Genomic DNA, 19,299 nt, shown 5'->3' with positions numbered 1-19,299 from the left:
GGCTTGGGAAAACCGTCAGTGGATGCTGAGCGGGGTAAGGTCGTTCTGGATTGCGGCGCCTAGCGCGCTTTCGCGCTCGTCAGTCAGCATGATCGGCTGGCCGTTGGCAGCGAAGAGTGCCCACAGTTCCAGGCCCGACGCTATCTCCGGCAGATTCGGAAAGCGCCCACGCAAGTCATCGCTGGACACCTTGCGCAGATAGGCCACGGCTCCCTCGCCGAGGTGGGCGAACTGGTCCTGGCTCATGGTCAGCTTGATATCGTTCATGTCAGCCTCCATCCGGGCCGCCCATCGGGCCGACCCTGTTCAGGGCTATCGCGGCGATCGTCAGTCTTTCACCGAGATGTTTATTTTCCGTACATGGCGCTCGGGCTCGGGCCGGTCGAGGTCGACCGACAAAAGTCCGTTCTTGAGCTCGGCGCCGGTGACCCGCATGCCATCGGCGAGGACGAAGGTGCGCTGGAACTGTCTCGCGGCAATGCCGCGGTGCAGAAAATCGCGCTCCACCTCGTCTACCTGCCTGCCACGGATGACAAGCTGGTTGTCTTCGGTGGCGACTTCGAGGTCCTCGTCGCAGAACCCGGCCACGGCCAGCGTGATGCGCAACCGGTCGTCGCTGCCGTTCATGCCGCGGATACGCTCGATATTGTAGGGCGGGTAGCCGTCCGCGGACTTGGAAACCCTTTCCAGGGTCTTCTCCATCGTTTCGAACCCGAGCAGCAGCGGATTCGAAAAAGGCGTCATTCGCGTCATCGACATGTCCTCAAAGAGCGACGTGGATGGCGGAAAAACCCGGATGGCATTCTCCCGCACCCTGCTGATATGGTCCGCCGCAACAGTGACTTCAAGTGGATACCGGAGGGATGCGAATGGCCGGCGGCCGCAAGATCATTATCGACACGGACCCCGGCCAGGATGACGCGATCGCCATCCTGCTGGCGCTGGCAAGCCCGGAACTGGAGGTGATCGGCATCACCACGGTGGCCGGCAACGTGCCGCTGGAACTGACCTCCAAGAACGCCCGCAAGGTCTGCGAACTTGCCGGCCGCCCTGACATACCCGTGTTCGCCGGCGCGATCCGACCGCTGGTCAGGCATCTGGTGACCGCCGAGCACGTCCACGGCAAGACCGGGCTTGACGGGCCGGTGCTGCCGGAGCCAGCGATGCCGCTGCAGGAAAGACATGCCGTCGACTACATCGTCGAAACCCTGATGGCGGAGCCGGAGCGCAGCGTCACGCTCTGTCCGCTCGGCCCGCTTACCAATATCGCATTGGCCCTGAACCGCGAGCCGCGGATCGCTGCGCGCATTCGCGAGATCGTGCTGATGGGCGGCGGCTATTCGGAAGGCGGCAATGTCACACCGGCGGCCGAGTTCAACATCCACGTCGATCCGCATGCCGCCGACATCGTCTACCGCGCCGGCGTGCCGATCGTGATGATGCCGCTCGACGTCACCCACAAGCCGCGCACCAGCAAGGCGCGCGTCGGAGCGATCCGCGCGCTCGGCACCCCGGTCGGGCTGGCGACGGCGCAGATGCTTGAATTCGCCGAACGTTTCGACATCGAGAAATACGGTTCCGATGGCGGGCCGCTGCACGACCCCTGCGTGATCGCCTATCTGGTCAAGCCGGAACTGTTTTCCGGCCGCATGTGCAATGTCGAGATCGAGATAAGCTCGGAACTGACGATGGGCATGACGGTGGTCGACTGGTGGGGCGTCACCGAAAGGCAGAAAAATGCCATGGTGATCCGCGACATCGATTCCGATGCCTTCTACGCACTGCTCACCGAGCGGCTCGGACGACTCTGACCAAACTTCACCGCGCCCGCGAAAGCGCGACCCAGAGACCGCCGCCGATCAGTAACGAACCGCCGATGCGGGCAATCTGGCGCATGCGCCGCGGCGTCAACCGCTTGCCGAAATTGCCGGAGGCGAGCGCATAACTGCCGTCGGAGATGGCCGAGAACAGGAGTGCGGTGGCGCCAAGGATCGCGATTTGAGCAATGTGATTGGCGGCTGGGTCAACGAATTGCGGCAAAAGCGCACCGAAGAACAGAAGCTGCTTGGGATTGCCCATCGAGACGAGAAAACCTTGCATGAAGAAGCCGCGGCGCGGGGCCGCGAGGCTGGCTGGATCGTTGGACGCGGCTCCGGCGGAGCGGAACATCTTCCAGCCGAGCCAACACAGATAGGCGGCGCCAGCAAGCTTCACCCAGCTGAACCAATGGCCGGCAAGCTCTATCAGCGACGTGAGTCCGATACCGGCGATGGCGATCATGACGGTCAACGAAAGCAGTGTGCCGGCAACGTTCATCAGCCCGGCACGCACGCCATGGCGGATGCCGTTGGCGACGATCAGCATGTTGGTCGGCCCCGGAATCACCGTTGCCACCAGGCAAACCAACACATAGGCGGTATAGATTTCGATTGACATCTCTTCCTCCCTTACGCCGCCGGTCACAGCCGATCGGCAACTTCCTTCGCCCTGGGAATGGCCGGCTGGGCCCCCGGCCTGAGGCAGGCGAGCGCGCCGGCAGCGGCGGCGCGGCGCAACGCCGCTTCGAGCGTTTCGCCAGCCTCGAGCGATGCGCCAAGATAGCCACAGAAGGTATCGCCGGCGCCGACCGTGTCGACCGGCTCAATGGCCGGCGACGGCACACGCAGGAAGGTCTCCGGCGTCGCGGCAACAACGCCCGCAGCCCCAAGCGTGACGACAATCGTGCGGCCGGTCTGGGCAACGAAGGCCTTCATCCGCGCCTCCCGGTCGGAACCGGGTAACGCCAACCTACCGGCGCAAAGGTCGAACTCGGTCTCGTTGGCGACGACCATGTCGGCAAGCGCCAGGAGATCGGCGATGTCGTCCGCATAGGGCGCGGTGTTGAGGATGGACGTCGCGCCAGCGCTGCGAGCAGCCTCAAGTGCCGCGCGGACGGTCTTCAGCGGGATCTCGTTCTGCAAGAGAAGCACATCCCGCTTTTGCAGCCGCGCCTTGTCCACGTCCCCCGGCAGCACCGAATCATTGGCCCCCGGCACGACGGCGATCATGTTTTCCCCGTCCTCGGCAACCAGGATAAGCGCGGTGCCCGTGGCCGCATGCGATTCGCCTATGCCCGAGAGGTCGACGCCCCCTGCCTTCAGCAGGGCCAGCGCCTCCTTGGCGAAGGCGTCCATGCCGACGGCGCCGATTATGCGAACACTGGCGCCGGCACGCGCCGCCGCCAATGCCTGGTTGGCACCCTTGCCGCCCGGCGCGGTGGAAAAGGCGTCACCGGCGACGGTCTCGCCCGGGCCGGGCAGCCGGCCGACGGTGGCGATAAGATCGAGATTGACGGAACCAATGACAACGACCACGCAAGGCCTCCCGCGAACGCTGTCGGGAGGCTAGACGATTTTCGGCATCGATTGGAATAGGCGGCCGGCCGCAACTGCCACGGCCTGAGTGCCGATAGGTTCAGGCGGCGGTCTGGCCCGCCTCCCAGCCAAGGATGGCGCGCTTGCGCGTCAGCCCCCAATGATAGCCGGTGAGCGCACCGGACTTGCCGAGCGCACGGTGGCACGGCACCACGAAGGAGAGCGGATTGGCTCCGACCGCCGCGCCCACGGCGCGGCTCGCCGCCGGCTTGCCGATCTCCTCGGCGATCGCCGAATAGGGCCTGGCGCGGCCCATCGGAATGCGCAGCAGCGCTTCCCACACCCGAACCTGGAAGTCGGTGCCGATCAGCACGACCTTCAGCGGCTCGTCGCGGCGCCAGCGTTCCGGATCGAAAATGCGGGCCGCATAAGGTGCGGTCGCGGCGATATCCTCGACATAGTCGGCATTCGGCCAGCGGCCAGCCATGTCGTCGAAGGCGGCACGCTCGCCGCCGGGATCGCAAAAGGCGAGACCGGCCAGACCGCGGTCGGTCACCATGACAAGCGCAATACCGAAGGGCGAGACGTGGTAGCCATAACGCATCACGAGACCGGCGCCCCGGGTCTTGTAGTCCCCGGGCGACATCGCCTCGTGCGTGACGAAAAGGTCATGCAGCCGGCCAGGTCCGGACATCCCTAGCTCGAGCGCGGTTTCCAGAAGCGGCGTGCCGTCGTCGAGCAGCCGCCGGGCATGATCAAGGGTGACCGCCTGAAGGAAACCCTTGGGCGAGAGCCCCGCCCAGCGCGTAAAGAGTTTCTGCAGCCCGGTCGGCGTCTCGCCAACCTCGGCTGCAAGCGCTTCGAGCGAGGGCTGGTCGCGGTAGTCGAGGCTGATCTTCTCGATGACACGGCGGACGATCTCGTAATCGCCGAAATCGGGGTGGCCGGAGGGTGGGGTGATGTCCTTCTTGAGGACCGCGGTGTGAGCGTTCATGATCAGATCTCCTTGACCGCGAATATCGCGCCGCGAGCGTCCTTTCTCCACCCGAAACTTGCCGATATGCGCGAGATTCGACCTAACCAGCCCTGGCTGTCGCCAGCGCCCGGCCGAAGGCGGAGGCAAAGCTCTCGCGGTCTTCGGGATTGAGAAAGCCGCCAAGCGGTACACGCCTTCCCTGGCCTTCCACGGCCATGCCGGTAATGCCGATCTCTTCATGCCGGGCGACCGAGAAGCGCGCCCAGAAAGGATTGAAAAGGTGCTCCTCGGTGCGCCCCGAGGGCGCGGTCTTGCGGATATCGACAAGGGTGCGCGAAACCGAGACTTCCTCGCGGGCGCGCGCAGCGCGGTAGTTGAGCCGGAAGGCGATGTAGACCGCCAGAAGGTCGAGACCGAAGAAGCCGAACACCGGCCAGGCGCCGATCGACAGGAAAAACAGGCCGACGGCGCCCCAGCCGACCGCCAGCACACCCATCAGCACCAGGAAGCCGGTGCGGCCCAGCGACCGGTGCGGCGTGAGCAGCGCCTTGAAGATCGGCTCGTCGGCGGCATAGGTTTCAGCCATGGGAGCGATTATAGAGGCGGGATGCGAAAGCCAAAGACCAAAAATGCCGCAGGACGGTCGGCGGGCCGCAGGACAGCCAAACGGGTGCGCTCACGCTACACCGCGGACGAGGTGCGCGAGATCTTCCGGCGGTTTTCGGTACAGCGACCGCAGCCGAAGGGCGAACTCGAGCATGTCAACGCCTTCACGTTGCTGGTCGCAGTCGTGCTTTCCGCGCAGGCGACCGACGTCGGCGTCAACAAGGCGACGCGGGCGCTGTTCGCCGTCGCCGATACGCCCGAAAAGATGCTGGCACTCGGCGAGGCGAAGGTGGGCGAATACATTCGCACCATCGGTCTGTGGCGCAACAAGGCGAAGAACGTGATCGCGCTGTCTGAAGCGCTGATCCGCGATCATGGCGGCGAGGTGCCGGACGAACGCGACCTTCTCACCACACTTCCGGGCGTCGGCCGCAAGACCGCCAATGTGGTGCTCAACATGGCCTTCGGGCAGCCGACCATGGCGGTCGACACCCACATTCTCAGGATCGGCAACCGGCTCGGCCTGGCGCCGGGCAAGACGCCTGAGGAGGTCGAGCGCGGCCTCCTGGCGATCGTTCCGGCCGAATATATGCGCCATGCGCATCATTGGCTGATCCTGCACGGACGTTATGTCTGCAAGGCACGCAAGCCGGACTGCGAACGCTGCGTGATCGCCGATCTGTGCCAGGCGGCGGAAAGGACGTCGGCCATTCCCGCCCCGTTGGAACCCGTCTGAGTGGCCGAAATCGGCGTCGGATCAAGTGCTTGTCGCCGGCATGCGGGTTCCCCAGCGCGCATGCGCCATGCATGATGCCATCGCCCGACAAGGTGTCACCTTCCTTGCACTTTGTGCCCGGATCGACTACATCGTGCCCACATCCTGATTTGCCCGGCGTACTCGCGGCAGCATCGGCTGCCGGTCGCCAGTTGGCAGCAGGCGCGTCATCGCGCCTCATCCGGGCAAGAACATCGTTCCGTGTCGAGCCAATTCGAGACGCGGGCCGGAACGGCCGCAAGGCCACCCGCAACAGCGGCGCACGCCGCGCAGAAAAGGAAGAACATTGCAGGTACTCGTCAGAGACAACAATGTCGAACAGGCACTCAAGGTGCTGAAGAAGAAGATGCAGCGCGAGGGCGTCTTTCGCGAGATGAAGTCCCGCCGCTCCTATGAGAAGCCGTCGCAGAGGCGCGCCCGCGAAAAGGCCGAGGCCGTGCGCCGGTCGCGCAAGGCCGCGCGCAAGCTGGCGCAGCGCGAAGGGCTGATTCCGGGGCCGAAGCGCAAGCCGCGGCCGGCCCGGCCCGGTGCTGCCGCCCGCCCGCAGGCCGCGTCGAGCCAGAGCTGAGGCTTCACGGACACCCGGCGACGCCCTCTATCAGGGGACATAGCCGGGTAGCCTTCCTACACCCTTCGAAAGCCGCGCTACGGGCGCGGCTTTTTTCTTGCCGGATAGAGCGCCAAAAATATCAGCCGTTGGCGCCGGCGCTCTTGACGAGGCGAGGACGCACGGGCATGCGGTTTTCACGACCGTAGCTGGTCATGAAGTCGACGATGCGGGGCACGATCTCGGAGCGGAAGCGCGAACCGTTGAAGACGCCATAGTGGCCGACGGCCGGTTGCATGTAGTGCACACGCATGTCGTCGGGGATGTTGGAACACAGCGTCTGCGCCGCCTTGGTCTGGCCAAGGCCGGAAATGTCGTCGTTTTCGCCTTCGACGGTCATCAGCGCCACCGAACGGATCGCCGACGGATCGACCGGCTCGCCGCGATGCGTCATCTCGCCCTTGGGCAACGCATGGCGGATGAACACCGTATCGACGGTCTGCAGGTAGAACTCCGCGGTAAGGTCCATGACGGCGAGATATTCGTCGTAGAAGTCGCGATGCTTGTCGGCCGAATCGCCATCGTTCTTCACCAGATGCATGAAGAAGTCCTTGTGGGCGATGATGTGCCGGTCGAGGTTCATGCTCATGAAGCCGGAGAGTTGCAGGAACCCCGGATAGACGTCGCGGGCAAAGCCGGGGTTGGGCCAGGGCACCTGCATGATCGCGTTGTCGCGGAACCAGGAAAGGTCCTTTTCCTCGGCAAGCTGATTGACGGCGGTCGGGTTGATGCGGGTGTCGATGGGGCCGCCCATCAGCGTCATGGTGGATGGCGCGAAGCGGTCGCCTCGCGCCTCCATGACCGCGGCCGCCGCCAGGACCGGCACCGAAGGCTGACAGACCGCCATCAGGTGGGTGTCGGGCCCCAGCGCATGCAGCATGTCGATGACGTAGTCGATATAGTCGTCGAGATCGAAATGGCCTTCCGCGAGCGGCACCATGCGCGCGTCGGCCCAGTCGGTAATGTAGACCTCGGCATGCGGCAGCATCGCCTCGACCGTGCCGCGCAACAGGGTCGCATAGTGGCCGGACATCGGCGCGACAATCAACAGCTTCGGATCCGGCCGATGCCCGCTCGGGACTGCGCGCTCGAAGTGGATCAGGTCGCAGAAAGGCCGCGACCAGGCGATGCGCTCTGTGACCGGCACCTCCTTCCAGTCGACGACAGTCTTCTCGATGCCGAACTCCGGCTTGCCGTACCGGCGCGTCGTCCGCTCGAACATCTCCGCGAAGGCCGCCGTGGAGCGCCCCAACGATGTGTGCGACAGCGGATTGAGCGGGTTGGTATAAAAAAGCCGCGTTGCGTCCGCGACCGCCCTGAAGGGCTGGATCGCGGCATGGTTCCATTCGTAGAACTGGTAAAACATCGAAATGACCCGCCTTCCGTTTCGATGGCCGACCAGAATCGCGCCGGCGGCGTTAATTAGTTATGAACGATGACGGTATCAGCCTTTTGCTGCAATGCAATAGAGAAGGACTGCCGCGCACAGATCGTGCGCTTCGCGCACCAGCCGCGAAAGATCACGTCGTCCTATGGATCATCAGCAGCCGTTGGCTCGGGTCGACGCCGGGCGGCAGCTCATTTTCAAATGCGGTGCGGAGCGACTGTGGCGCGTCGGCGACGGAAGCTCCTCGAAGCCGAGCTTCTTGTAGAATGGCCGGTTGAACGGCACATCGCGAAAGGTCGTGAGGCTTACGCCGCCGGCGGCCTGATGTTTAGCCGCCGCAAGCACTGTCCTTACCAGAGCGGCCCCGACGCCCCGGCGCCCGTGCGCCGGGTCGACCGACAACTCGCGCAAGTGCACAAGATCATCCAATGGACCGGCGACCGCATAGCCAACTGGAAGACCTTCCGGAGCAATCGCGACCCAGACACGGTTCGCGCCAATCATCGCGCGGAAATCCTCCATGTTATCGAAAGGATCGTCCGCCAGGTCGGGGTAACCGTGATTGCGAAAGAGTTCGGCGGCCCGGTTCTCGACCACCAGCAGCAGCGGATCATCCTCTACCCGCCGAAGCCGGATGGCATAGCCGGCCGGCACCAGCCATTTCGTGGACGCCTCAGCGTCAGCCTTCATACCCGTCCACGATCACCATGTCGGCGTCGGCGACGGTAACACGGATGGCCTTGGCGGCCTGGTATTCGGGCGAGTTGTAGCAATCGGTCGCGGCCTGGAACGATGGAAACTCGATCACCACGTTGCGGGCTCGGCCGGCCCCCTCCATTACCTCGTAGCTGCCGCCGCGGGCCAGAAACTTCGCGCCGAACCTCTCGAAGGCCGGTTTTGCGGTCGCGACATAGTCCTTGTAGCGCTCGGGATCGCGGACATCGACATGGGCGATCCAGTAGGCTTTGGGCATCTCTTCCTCCCCGAAAGTTCGTTCAGGCCTGTTGCATTTCGGCGATAATTTTCTGTGCGGCGGCACGGCGGTCGCGCGCGCCAACGATCGGGCGGGCGACGACCAGATGGCTGGCGCCGGCACGGATCGCGTCGGCGGGCGTCATGACCCGTTTCTGGTCGCCATGGGCGGTGCCGGCGGGGCGGATACCCGGCGTCACCACGGCCATGTCAGTTCCGACGATGTTGCGCACGGCGGCTGCCTCAGGCGCGGCGCAGACAACGCCTCCCATGCCGGCCTCGCGAGCCTGGCGAGCGCGGCGCTCGACAAGCGCGTGGGCATCGAAGCTGTAGCCGGCCTCGGCCAGATCGCGGTTGTCCATCGAGGTCAGTACGGTCACGGCAAGAAGCGTGAGTGCGCTGCCCTCGGCCGCGTCGACAGCCGATCGCATCGCCTTCGGATAGGCGTGAAGGGTGAGCATGGTGACGCCCATGCGCACCACATTCTCGACGCCTTCGGCAACGGTGTTGTCGATGTCGAGCAGTTTCATGTCCAGGAAGACCTTTTTGCCGTCGGCCACGAGATCGCGGGCAAAATCGAGCCCGCCGGCGAAGGCGAGGCGGTAGCCGATCTTGTAGAAACGAGCGATGCCGTCGAGTTCGCGTACCGCAGTCTCGGCTTCCGCGACCGTCGGCAGGTCGAGCCCGACGATCAGCCTGTCAGCGAAATCCGTTGCCGCCATCAGACCTCCACCCGCGTCGACAGCATGCGCGCGCGCTCGATCAGCGTGCGGCAGACCTTCTCCATCAGGTTGCGCTGGCGCTCGTTCTTCAACGTGCCGTCCTCGTCGAAGGCGTCGGCCGCGCCGGAGACCGAGCATTGCGGGGTGACCACCTCGGCTCCGCAGTTCATCAACACGGCGCGCAGGTGGTAAAGGCCGCGCGCGCCGCCGAAGCCGCCGTTGGAAGACGAACATAGGCCGACAGCGAGGTTGTCGTACGGCCCCAAAGGAGCGTTGCCGTCCTTTCTCACGCGGCTGACCCAGTCGAGCGTGTTCTTGAGCAGCGGCGGGATGGAGGCATTGTATTCCGGGCTCGCGACCAGAAGACCGTCATGGCCAGCAAACAGCCGCGCAAGCTTCATCGCATTCTCGGGGATGCCCTTTTCCTTTTCCAGATCCTGATTCATGATCGGAAGCGGGTAATCCTCCAGGGAAATGCGGGTCACGTCGGCGCCCTGGATGGCCAGTTCCTTCATGGCCGCATCCGCGGTCTTGCCGCTGAACGCGCCGGTGCGGATCGATCCGGCGAAGACGAGGATTTTCGGTATCATGTTTGCGCTTCAGTCCTCCGGTGCTCTCACGGGTATAGGGGATATGCCCGCCAAATCAATCGGGGCAAGGCCCGAGCGGTTACGTTCTTTCACAGCCACAATGGCGGTAGCCGGCGCGGTGCTGACTGTTTTCGTGTCCAGACCGGCTGTCGCCGACGAGTTTGCGCCGACCGAGGCGGACCGCGCCGCGATCGGCCGTTGCATCGAAGATGTCGGGGAAGCGCTGGAAGCGGGCGCCGACGCGCCGGGCGACCGGAACGACTGCATCGGCGTCGCGAGCGGGCCTTGCCTCGACGACGAGCGCAATCAGAGCACGGTCGGCCAGGTCATGTGCCTTGCCCGCGAGTCGGCGATCTGGGATGAATTCCTCAACCGCGACTACAACGCCCTGCGCGAAAAGCTGACGGCCGCGACATTCGAGCGGCTGCAGGATGCGCAACGCAAATGGATCGCCTATCGCGACGCCAATTGCGCGATGCCGCATGCCTTCTTCGAAGGCGGCACGATGGCACAGCCGATCGGTGCCCACTGCATAATGGAGATGACGGCAAGACGCGCCAACGAACTGGCGGTCTACCTCGACTGGGCCGGCCTTTAGCCGAACGGGTCAGGATGTCAGCGGGCGGCGATAGAGCCAGAGCTGCGCCGGAGGCAGGTTGCGAACGACGAAGTCGTAATGCTCGACCGTATAGTTGCCGCGCCGAGGCGGGACCGGCGACATCGGACCGTAGGTAATCTGGACGATCGGCCGGCCGGCCGGAATGCGGTCAAGAACATGCTCGACGAAGGCGATGCGCCTAGGTACCGGGAAATTGAGCAGCGGCACCCCCGAAACCACCGAATCGAAAACGAGGTCCGGAAGATGTGACAGCGTGGTGTCGAGATCAAACGCGTCGCCCTCGATGACGTTGACGCGCGGAAAGCGCTGCTTGAGATGGCTGACGAATTCGGGCGCATACTCCAGCGAATAGAGGTCTTCCGGCTTCACGCCCCGCTCGAGAATTGCCTTGGTGATGACACCGGTGCCAGCGCCAAGCTCCAGAACCGGCAGACCCGAGCCGGTGTCGATGACCGACGCCATGCGTCGCGCGGTGACCGAACTGGTCGGCACCACCGAACCCACGGCCCGGGGCTTGTCGATCCAGCCTTTGAAAAAACGGATCTCCTCGTCGAAACGTTGGCTGAGCGCCTTGCGCATTCATGTCTCCAGCGGGCAAAGCCCTGTCGTTACGTCACCTTGATATAGGCCCGCGCGGTAGGGTTGCGAACCCCGCGCGCAGCTTTTCCTCTTAATATTCCGGAATGTTGGCGTTTATTCGCCGAAGGATTCCAAAAAGTCTTTCATGCGCGCGAAGAAGCCACTCGATTGCGGGCTGTTTTCCTTCGATGACAGCTGCTCGAACTCCTCAAGCAGCTCGCGCTGGCGCTTCGACAGGTTCTGCGGCGTCTCGACCGCGACCTGGATGATGAGGTCGCCGACGGCGTGCTGGCGCAGCACCGGCATGCCCTTGCCCTTGAGGCGGAACTTGCGGCCGTTCTGGGTGCCCTCGGGCACCTTGACGCGCGCTTGGGTGCCATCAAGCGTCGTGACCTCGAAGGAGCCGCCAAGCGCTGCCGTGGTCATGGAAATCGGCACGGTGCAGTAGAGGTTCTCTCCGTCGCGCTGGAAAAACTCGTGCGGAGTGACCGAGAGGAAAATATAGAGGTCGCCCGTCGGCCCGCCGCGCAGACCGGCCTCGCCCTCGCCCGCGAGCCGAATGCGAGTGCCGTCCTCAATGCCGGCGGGGATGTTGACCGACAGCGAACGCTCCTCGACCACGCGGCCCTGGCCGGAGCACTTCTTGCAGGGATCCTTGATGGTCTGGCCGCGGCCGTGGCAGGTCGGACAGGTACGCTCGATCGAGAAGAAGCCTTGCGCGGCGCGCACCCGGCCGCTGCCCTGGCACATGCCGCAGGTGACCGGCTGCGTGCCCGGTTCGGCACCGGTGCCTGAACACTCGGCGCAGGCGATCGACGACGGGACGCGGATTTGCGCGGTCTTGCCGGTAAAGGCTTCCTCGAGCGGGATTTCCATGTTGTAGCGCAAGTCGGCGCCGCGTTCGCGGCCACCGGAGGAGCGGCGCTGGCGGCCGCCCATCATCTCGCCGAAGATGTCCTCGAAAATGTCGGAGAACCCACCGCCGCCGCCGGGGAAACCGCCGAAGCCGGCACCGCCGCCGCCGTTCTCGAAGGCGGCATGGCCGAAACGGTCGTAGGCGGCACGCTTTTGCGGATCCTTCAGGATCTCATAGGCTTCGTTGACTTCCTTGAAGCGGCGCTCGGCCTCGCCATCGCCCGGATTGCGGTCGGGATGACACTGCATTGCGAGCTTGCGGAAGGCGGCCTTGAGGTCCTTTTCGTCCGCCTCTTTGCTTACGCCAAGGGTCTCGTAAAAATCGGCCTTCATCTGTTTGCGATAAATCCTGGTTCCCGCCGCCACGCCATCCACCCGGCGCATCTTGCCCACGATTTAGTAAAGCTGCGCCACAAGTGCCATAGCAAGCTGCGGATTTTGTCGCGGTTTTTGCCGGTTTTTCGCGATTTCGGCGTGGAATTCCCGGATTTCATTCGGCCGGAGCGAGCGGCCTGCGCATCGCCAAGCCGCCGGCAAAACGTCCGGTGATCCACTTGCCCACCGGCCGCTCGAAATAGCGGTCGGAGAGGATCGCTACGACGATCACGACCAGCGCCGGCAGCAACCAGAAGACGTAGAAGCTGACCATGCCTGTCGGCTCGACCAGCTTGCGCCAGATGATGGCGAAGAAGATGCTCTCGATGACCGGGTGGATGAGATAGATGCCGAGTGACACCCTGCCGACCGGATGCAGGAAGGCGAGATAGGCCGAGCCTTCGGGCCGGTTGCGCTCGGCGACCGCCGCGCAGAAGATCGCCGCGCCGAGAAGGGCAACGATGACGTAGGAATCCTGTCGTGTGGCCATCGCGGCGACTGCGAGCGCAAAGGCGAGCCAGGCCGGCAGATGGCTTTGCAGCCGCCAGCGGCTGTCGCGCGCCGCCATCGCCACGAAGGCGCCGAGCGCGAAATCGGCGAAGGCGCGGTAGGCGCCCCAGGTGTTGGCTTCGAGCCAGCTGTCAAACGGGATCACACCCGCCGCGACCGCGACCTCCAGCGCCACGATCGACAGCAACGCCAGAGCCGCCAGGCCCGGCTTGCCGCCCCAGGCGAAAGTGAGCACGATCACCGGCAAAAGCAGATAGCAGAACCACTCCGCCGACATCGACCAGGCGACGTAGTTGAAGGTCAGCGTGTCGGTGAGGCCCCAGGCCTGCAGGAGAAAGAGATTCGCCGGCAGCGCCGACCAGTCGTAGCGGTCGGGATTGCCGGTCGAGACGATGCCGGCATCGATGGCCAGCGCGATGACGCAGAAGAAGGCGAGCGTCACCAAGTAGAGCGGATAGAAGCGGGCGATGCGGCGGATGAGGTAGCGGCGAAAAGAACCCGCATCGCTGAGCAGGCTGTCGAAGTAACGCTCCATGATCAGGTAGCCGGAGATCATGAAGAACATCTCCATGAGCGGCATCAGGCGGTAGAGCGCAGCACTCGCCTCCTCGTGGCCGGGAGGGGCGAAGCGAAGGAAATGCCACATCATGATGGCGAGCGCCGCCACGAGACGCCACGTCTCGAAGATGCGGTAATGCGTGTTCGGCTTCTGCAAGTCGAGTTCCCTGGACCGAAGCCCATTCCTTGCCCGGCTATTGTTGCAGAAAGCCTAATTTAGGGGATTCTTCAGGTCGACCTTTGCCGAACATTAGGGTTAACGAATTCTTGCGGTCGCCGGACCGCGCAAAGAAAAAGCCCGGCGCGCGACCGGGCTTTTCCTTTTCATGACTTCTCGATCAGGCCGACTTCTTCTTGTCGTCGTCGTCGATTTCCTCGAAATCGGCGTCGACCACGTCCTCGCCCGACTTGGCTGCGTCAGCCTGGGCGTCGGATTCGGCCGCCTCGGCCTGCGAGGCCTCATACATCGCCTGGCCGAGTTTCATCGAGACCTCGGCAAGCGTGTTGGTCTTGGCCTTGATGTCCTCGACATCGTCGCCCTCGGCAGCCGTCTTGAGCGCGGCAATGGCTTCCTCGATCGCCTTGCGGTCGTCCTCGGAAACCTTGTCGCCATAGTCGGCAAGCGACTTCTCGGACGAATGGACCAGCGCCTCGGCCTGGTTCTTGGCCTCGACCGATTCGCGACGCTTCTTGTCGCCTTCGGCGTTAACCTCGGCGTCCTTGACCATCTTCTCGATCTCGTCGTCGCTGAGACCGCCGGAGGCCTGGATGCGAATCTGATGCTCCTTGCCGGTGCCCTTGTCCTTGGCCGACACGTTCACGATGCCGTTGGCATCGATGTCGAAGGTGACCTCGATCTGCGGCACGCCACGCGGCGCCGGCGGGATGCCGACGAGGTCGAACTGGCCGAGCATCTTGTTGTCGGCCGCCATCTCGCGCTCACCCTGGAAGACACGGATGGTGACGGCGGACTGGTTGTCTTCGGCCGTCGAGAACACCTGGCTCTTCTTGGTCGGGATCGTGGTGTTGCGGTCGATCAGGCGGGTGAACACACCGCCCAGCGTCTCGATGCCGAGCGACAGCGGCGTGACGTCGAGAAGCAGCACGTCCTTGACATCGCCCTGCAGCACGCCGGCCTGGATGGCAGCGCCCATGGCGACCACCTCATCCGGGTTGACGCCCTTGTGCGGGTCCTTGCCGAAGAACTGCTTCACCGTCTCCTGGATCTTGGGCATGCGGGTCATGCCGCCGACGAGCACGACCTCGTCGATCTCACCGGCCTGGATGCCGGCATCCTTGAGCGCGGCCTTGCAGGGCCCGATGGTGCGGGTGACGAGGTCTTCGACCAGGCTCTCGAACTTGGCCCGGGTCAGCTTCATCGTCAGGTGCTTGGGACCGGACTGGTCAGCGGTGATGAAGGGCAAGTTGATCTCGGTCTGCGAAGCGGACGACAGCTCGATCTTGGCCTTCTCGGCGGCCTCCTTGAGGCGCTGCAAGGCGAGCTTGTCGTTCTTCAGGTCGATGCCCTGCTCCTTCTTGAACTCGTCGGCCAGATAGTTGACCAGACGCATGTCGAAGTCCTCGCCGCCGAGGAAGGTGTCGCCATTGGTCGACTTCACCTCGAACACGCCATCGCCGATCTCGAGGATCGAGATGTCGAAGGTGCCGCCGCCAAGGTCGTAGACGGCAATCGTGCCGGCCTTCTTCTTGTCGAGGCCGTAGGCGAGCGCGGCGGCGGTCGGCTCGTTGATGATGCGGAGGACTTCGAGGCCGGCGATCTTGCCGGCGTCCTTGGTGGCCTGACGCTGGGCGTCGTTGAAGTAGGCCGGAACGGTGATGACGGCTTTCTCGACCTTCTCGCCGAGATAGGATTCCGCCGTCTCCTTCATCTTCTGGAGCACCATCGCCGAAATCTGCGAGGGGGAATATTTCTTGTCCTGGGCCTCGACCCAGGCGTCGCCATTGTCTGCCTTGACGATCTTGTAGGGGACAAGCTTCTTGTCCTTCTCGGTCACGGGATCGTCGTAGCGCCGTCCGATGAGGCGCTTGACCGCGAAAACCGTGCCTTCGGGATTGGTGACCGCCTGGCGCTTGGCCGGCTGTCCGACGAGACGCTCGTCACCGTCGGAGAACGCCACGATAGACGGCGTGGTGCGCGCGCCTTCCGCGTTCTCGATCACCTTCGCGTCCTTGCCGTCCATCACGGCGACGCAGGAGTTGGTCGTTCCCAGGTCGATACCGATTACTTTTGCCATATCTTCTCTCCGCTAGCAGGCTTTCAGGACCCGATCAGGCGTTCCGGCGAAAGCCCCTTTTCAAACGAAAGCGCTCCACACAATCCCGGGAGGCGGGGTGCCGAGCGTTCGCGGCGTATATAAGAACAGCTGTTTTGGCGTGCAAGCGCCGGCAGGGGCGGTTTTCTCCTCGAAATGCATGCAGCGATACGGTTTTTCGCCGCATGGACGCCGACTCGGCAAACGGCCGTCGAGCCCCCATATTCGCCGCATGAGCCCCGCAACCCATCTCGACATCACCGAGCAGCGGCGTAGCCGGCTGCTCAACACGGTGCATACATGGCTGCTCGCCGGTGGCAGCCTCGCCATCCTGGCCGTCTGCGCCTGGGCTTTCGGCGGGCTCATCGCCGTCTTCTACGCGATCGGCGTCGGCGCGGTGTCGATGTATTTTATGCGGCAAGTCAGCCCGCGCGCGGTCCTGTCCATGTACAAGGCCCGACCGGTCTCCCGGGCCGAGTTCCCGCAGGGCGTCGCCATCGTCGAGGAACTGGCCGCGCGCGCCGAACTGCCGGCGGCCCCACGACTGCACATCGTGCCGTCACGGATGATGAATGCCTTCGCGGTAGGGCGGCGCGAGGACTCCGCGATCGCCGTAACCGACGCGCTGGCGCGCCGCATGACGGCGCGCGAATTCGCCGGCATCATGGCACACGAGATCAGCCACATCGTCCACGAGGACGTCCGCGTCATGGCATTCGCAGACATGGTGTCGCGCTTCACCTCGCTGATGTCGACCGTGGGGCTGTTCTCCCTGATCCTCAACGTTCTCGGCTTCGCCGGCGGCTATGCGGCGCAGGTGCCCTGGATCGCCGTCGTGGTGCTGATGGCGGCCCCGACCATCGGTGGCCTTTTGCAGATGGGCCTGTCGCGGACCCGGGAATACGACGCCGACCTGGGCGCCGCCATGCTGACCGGCGACCCGGATGGCCTCGCCTCGGCACTCGCCAAGCTGGAGCGCGCGCAGGGCCGACTGTGGGAGAGCCTGATGCTGCCCGGGGGGCGCATTCCCGACCCGTCGCTGCTGCGCACCCATCCGCCGACGGAAGAACGGGTTCGCCGCCTCAACGCCCTCAAGGGCGCGCGCGACCTGCCCGACCTGCCGCCGTCGCTCGACGCGACGGGAGCGCCGCGCACACGCCGGCCAAGCTTCATCCCGAGCGTCGGTGCCAGCCGGCGACACGCGTCCGACTACCGGCGCATTGCTTCGCTGATGCCGGCAGAGCGGCTGAATTTCCCCGAAAACGGACACCCCGGCCTGCACGCCAGCATCGACCCGCCGCGTCAGCAGCCGCGACTGCGGCCCGGCCGCGGCTACGTCTGGTGGTGACGGCGCCGAAATAGAACCGGGATACGGCATGGCTGCCGGACAAGGACGGCCGGCGCCGACAAATTCATCGACGGCAATTTCAACCGCCATTCCAAGAAGATGGCGGCATTCACGCCCCGCCGTGCAAGGAATGTCGCTATCAGACCTTGCAATGTCGCTGATCGGCTATATCCTGCGCCGCAACTGAAGTGGCCGCCCCGACCTCAGGGGCCTGCGCAGTATGCGCACACCGGTGCCACTTCGTCCTCGCAGCCTACAGACCGCGCGCTCCCGGCGCGCCGCTGCGCGGACAGCGCCACGCCCGGCTGGGCCAAGGCGTTTGACAAGCGAACCACCAGCGCGGCGCCGCTCACGGCGCCGCGCGCCTAGCGGGCTGCCTGTCCCGGGCAGGCCGCCGGACCATGCCGAACCGGCGAAACGGAGAGCGAAATGAACCAAGCAGCCCTGAAACAGACAAATGCCGAGCTCGAGCTCGACGAACAGGTTTATGGCGACGACCCGCTGGCCGACCGCGAGACCGACCTCTATCGCGGCGAATATGTGATGTCGTTCGTGGAAAAGTGGGACGAACTGATCAACTGGACCGCGCGGGCCGAAAGCGAGGGCCAGTTCTTCATCGACGTGCTGCGCGCCCGCGGCAAGGAAACCGTACTCGACGTTGCCTGCGGAACCGGCTTCCATTCGGTGCGGCTCAGCGAGGCCGGATTCAACGTGACATCGGCCGACGGCTCGGCGGCGATGCTGGCGCAAGCGTTCCAGAATGCGCAGTCGCGCGGCCTGATCCTGAAGACGGTGCAGGCGGACTGGCGCTGGCTCAACCGCGACATCCAGGGCAAGTATGACGCGATCATCTGCCTTGGCAATTCCTTCACCCATCTGCACACGGAGCAGGACCGCCGCCGGGCGCTGGCGGAATTCTACGCCGCGCTTAAGCATGACGGCATCCTGATCCTCGACCAGCGCAACTACGACACGATGCTCGACGAGGGCTTCAGCTCCAAGCACAAATTCTACTATTGCGGCGACAAGGTCACCGCCGAGCCCGAGCATATCGACGACAGCCTGGTGCGTTTCAAATACAGCTTCCCGGACGGCGCCGAATACACGCTGAACCTGTGTCCGATCCGCAAGAACTATGTCCGCAAGCTGCTGGCGGAAGCCGGCTTCCAGCGCGTGCGCACCTATGGCGATTTCCAGGAGACATACGCGGAGAACGACCCCGACTTCTTCATCCATGTGGCCGAGAAGTCGACGCTGCATGTGGTGCGCTGGGGCGGCGGCACGCGCGAGCACGGCGAAACCGACATTCGCGACGTCACCGAGGATTATTATGACGGCGACGACGCCGACACCTTCTACTCCACCATCTGGGGCGGCGAAGACCTGCATATCGGTATCTACGAATCCACGTCGGACATCCGCGACGCCAGCGTGGTGACGGTCGACCGGATGGCGGCGAAGCTGCCCGAGATCCGCAAGGACACCAAGATCCTCGACATCGGCGCCGGTTATGGCGGCTCGATGCGGCACGTGGTGAAGAAGTTCGGCGGCGAGGCGACCTGCCTCAACATCTCCGAAACCCAGAACGACACCAACCGCCACAAGAACCGGCGCGCGGGGCTTGCCGACCGGATCAAGGTCGTGCACGGCGTGTTCGAGGACATTCCCGAGGCCGATGCCAGCCAGGACATTGTATGGAGCCAGGATGCGATCCTGCACTCCGACCAGCGCGAGAAGGTGCTGGCGGAAGTGTGGCGCGTGCTGAAGCCGGGCGGCCATTTCGTGTTCACCGATCCGATGCAGGCGGACGACGTGCCCGAGGGCGTGTTGCAGCCCGTCTACGACCGGCTGCAGCTCAACAGCCTGGGCTCAATGCGCTTCTATCGCGAGGCGGCGCAGGCGCTCGGCTTCGAGGTGGTGTCGCAGGAAGAGCTGACCAGCCATCTGCGCACCCACTACGATCGCGTGCGCGAGGATCTGGAGGCCAATTACGGCAAGCTGCGCGACAGCGGCGCGTCGGCCGAATATCTCGACAAGATGGTGGTCGGGCTCAAGAACTGGGTGAAGGCGGCCGATGCCGGCCACCTCGCCTGGGGCATCCAGCACTTCCGCAAGCCGGGCTGATCAGGCCGGC

Annotated in this window: 21 protein-coding genes; 6 read left to right on the top strand and 15 right to left on the bottom strand. The window is 64.4% G+C overall.

Going from position 1 to position 19,299, the window contains the following annotated elements:
* Positions 1 to 15 precede the first annotated feature (15 nt).
* A complete protein-coding gene (locus FQ775_RS20365) occupies positions 16 to 267 on the bottom strand; it encodes a BQ00720 family protein (RefSeq protein WP_146300810.1) in 252 nt (83 codons plus the stop codon).
* A gap of 60 nt (positions 268 to 327) precedes the next feature.
* Complete coding sequence (locus tag FQ775_RS20360) at positions 328 to 753, bottom strand: Hsp20 family protein (protein WP_146300809.1); 426 nt, start codon at positions 751 to 753, stop codon at positions 328 to 330.
* 116 nt (positions 754 to 869) lie between these two features.
* Here FQ775_RS20360 and FQ775_RS20355 point away from each other — a divergent pair, with 116 nt between their 5' ends.
* Positions 870 to 1,811 carry a nucleoside hydrolase gene (locus FQ775_RS20355; RefSeq protein WP_146300808.1) on the top strand — a complete coding sequence of 314 codons (942 nt, stop codon included), beginning with the start codon at positions 870 to 872 and terminating at the stop codon, positions 1,809 to 1,811.
* Between the two features lie 7 nt (positions 1,812 to 1,818).
* On the opposite strand, the gene FQ775_RS20350 is transcribed toward FQ775_RS20355, so the two are convergent.
* The 4 genes from FQ775_RS20350 to FQ775_RS20335 form a co-directional block, all read right to left on the bottom strand.
* Positions 1,819 to 2,436, bottom strand: coding sequence for a LysE family translocator (locus tag FQ775_RS20350; RefSeq protein ID WP_146300807.1), 618 nt, complete (start codon positions 2,434 to 2,436; stop codon positions 1,819 to 1,821).
* A gap of 23 nt (positions 2,437 to 2,459) precedes the next feature.
* On the bottom strand, positions 2,460 to 3,353 hold the full coding sequence (locus tag FQ775_RS20345; RefSeq protein ID WP_146300806.1) for a ribokinase: 894 nt from the start codon (positions 3,351 to 3,353) through the stop codon (positions 2,460 to 2,462).
* Between the two features lie 100 nt (positions 3,354 to 3,453).
* Positions 3,454 to 4,347 (bottom strand): methylated-DNA--[protein]-cysteine S-methyltransferase, encoded by an 894-nt coding sequence (locus FQ775_RS20340; protein WP_146300805.1) that lies wholly within the window; start codon positions 4,345 to 4,347, stop codon positions 3,454 to 3,456.
* 82 nt (positions 4,348 to 4,429) lie between these two features.
* On the bottom strand, positions 4,430 to 4,915 hold the full coding sequence (locus FQ775_RS20335; protein ID WP_146300804.1) for a DUF2244 domain-containing protein: 486 nt from the start codon (positions 4,913 to 4,915) through the stop codon (positions 4,430 to 4,432).
* Between the two features lie 21 nt (positions 4,916 to 4,936).
* On the opposite strand from FQ775_RS20335, the gene nth reads away from it, so the two are divergent.
* Positions 4,937 to 5,671, top strand: a complete 735-nt coding sequence (nth, locus tag FQ775_RS20330; RefSeq protein WP_146300803.1) for an endonuclease III — start codon at positions 4,937 to 4,939, stop codon at positions 5,669 to 5,671.
* Positions 5,672 to 5,996: 325 nt separating this feature from the next.
* Complete coding sequence (gene rpsU / locus FQ775_RS20325) at positions 5,997 to 6,278, top strand: 30S ribosomal protein S21 (protein WP_146300802.1); 282 nt, start codon at positions 5,997 to 5,999, stop codon at positions 6,276 to 6,278.
* 121 nt (positions 6,279 to 6,399) lie between these two features.
* On the opposite strand, the gene FQ775_RS20320 is transcribed toward rpsU, so the two are convergent.
* The 5 genes from FQ775_RS20320 to FQ775_RS20300 form a co-directional block, all read right to left on the bottom strand.
* Positions 6,400 to 7,683: a polyhydroxyalkanoate depolymerase gene (locus tag FQ775_RS20320; protein ID WP_146300801.1), complete on the bottom strand. Its 1,284-nt coding sequence runs from the start codon at positions 7,681 to 7,683 to the stop codon at positions 6,400 to 6,402.
* A gap of 174 nt (positions 7,684 to 7,857) precedes the next feature.
* Positions 7,858 to 8,394: a GNAT family N-acetyltransferase gene (locus tag FQ775_RS20315; RefSeq protein ID WP_146300800.1), complete on the bottom strand. Its 537-nt coding sequence runs from the start codon at positions 8,392 to 8,394 to the stop codon at positions 7,858 to 7,860.
* Positions 8,384 to 8,677, bottom strand: coding sequence for a DUF1330 domain-containing protein (locus tag FQ775_RS20310; protein ID WP_146300799.1), 294 nt, complete (start codon positions 8,675 to 8,677; stop codon positions 8,384 to 8,386). Before FQ775_RS20310 ends, FQ775_RS20315 begins: the two co-directional genes overlap by 11 nt.
* A gap of 22 nt (positions 8,678 to 8,699) precedes the next feature.
* Positions 8,700 to 9,398, bottom strand: a complete 699-nt coding sequence (gene pyrF / locus FQ775_RS20305; protein ID WP_146300798.1) for an orotidine-5'-phosphate decarboxylase — start codon at positions 9,396 to 9,398, stop codon at positions 8,700 to 8,702.
* Complete coding sequence (locus tag FQ775_RS20300; protein ID WP_146300797.1) at positions 9,398 to 9,988, bottom strand: NADPH-dependent FMN reductase; 591 nt, start codon at positions 9,986 to 9,988, stop codon at positions 9,398 to 9,400. The genes pyrF and FQ775_RS20300 overlap by 1 nt, the downstream gene beginning before the upstream one ends.
* Before the next feature lie 133 nt (positions 9,989 to 10,121).
* Here FQ775_RS20300 and FQ775_RS20295 point away from each other — a divergent pair, with 133 nt between their 5' ends.
* Positions 10,122 to 10,586 (top strand): lysozyme inhibitor LprI family protein, encoded by a 465-nt coding sequence (locus FQ775_RS20295; protein ID WP_167813070.1) that lies wholly within the window; start codon positions 10,122 to 10,124, stop codon positions 10,584 to 10,586.
* A 9-nt stretch (positions 10,587 to 10,595) separates the two neighbouring features.
* On the opposite strand, the gene pmtA is transcribed toward FQ775_RS20295, so the two are convergent.
* The 4 genes from pmtA to dnaK all read right to left on the bottom strand — a co-directional run bounded on the left by pmtA (position 10,596) and on the right by dnaK (position 15,799).
* On the bottom strand, positions 10,596 to 11,186 hold the full coding sequence (gene pmtA, locus FQ775_RS20290; protein ID WP_146300795.1) for a phospholipid N-methyltransferase PmtA: 591 nt from the start codon (positions 11,184 to 11,186) through the stop codon (positions 10,596 to 10,598).
* A gap of 114 nt (positions 11,187 to 11,300) precedes the next feature.
* Positions 11,301 to 12,434, bottom strand: coding sequence for a molecular chaperone DnaJ (gene dnaJ, locus FQ775_RS20285; RefSeq protein WP_146300794.1), 1,134 nt, complete (start codon positions 12,432 to 12,434; stop codon positions 11,301 to 11,303).
* A gap of 157 nt (positions 12,435 to 12,591) precedes the next feature.
* Positions 12,592 to 13,701, bottom strand: a complete 1,110-nt coding sequence (locus FQ775_RS20280; protein ID WP_146300793.1) for an acyltransferase family protein — start codon at positions 13,699 to 13,701, stop codon at positions 12,592 to 12,594.
* 181 nt (positions 13,702 to 13,882) lie between these two features.
* Positions 13,883 to 15,799 (bottom strand): molecular chaperone DnaK, encoded by a 1,917-nt coding sequence (gene dnaK, locus FQ775_RS20275; protein WP_146300792.1) that lies wholly within the window; start codon positions 15,797 to 15,799, stop codon positions 13,883 to 13,885.
* Positions 15,800 to 16,049: 250 nt separating this feature from the next.
* On the opposite strand from dnaK, the gene FQ775_RS20270 reads away from it, so the two are divergent.
* Both FQ775_RS20270 and FQ775_RS20265 read left to right on the top strand, forming a co-directional pair.
* A complete protein-coding gene (locus FQ775_RS20270) occupies positions 16,050 to 17,165 on the top strand; it encodes a zinc metalloprotease HtpX (RefSeq protein ID WP_146300791.1) in 1,116 nt (371 codons plus the stop codon).
* Positions 17,166 to 17,594: 429 nt separating this feature from the next.
* Entirely contained in the window at positions 17,595 to 19,289 is a 1,695-nt protein-coding gene (locus FQ775_RS20265) for a glycine/sarcosine N-methyltransferase (RefSeq protein ID WP_146300790.1), read from the top strand.
* Positions 19,290 to 19,299 lie beyond the last annotated feature (10 nt).

Origin of the sequence: Nitratireductor mangrovi (assembly GCF_007922615.2) — a bacterium.
GTDB lineage: Bacteria > Pseudomonadota > Alphaproteobacteria > Rhizobiales > Rhizobiaceae > Mangrovimarina > Mangrovimarina mangrovi.
This window is presented reverse-complemented; position numbering and strand designations above follow the sequence as displayed.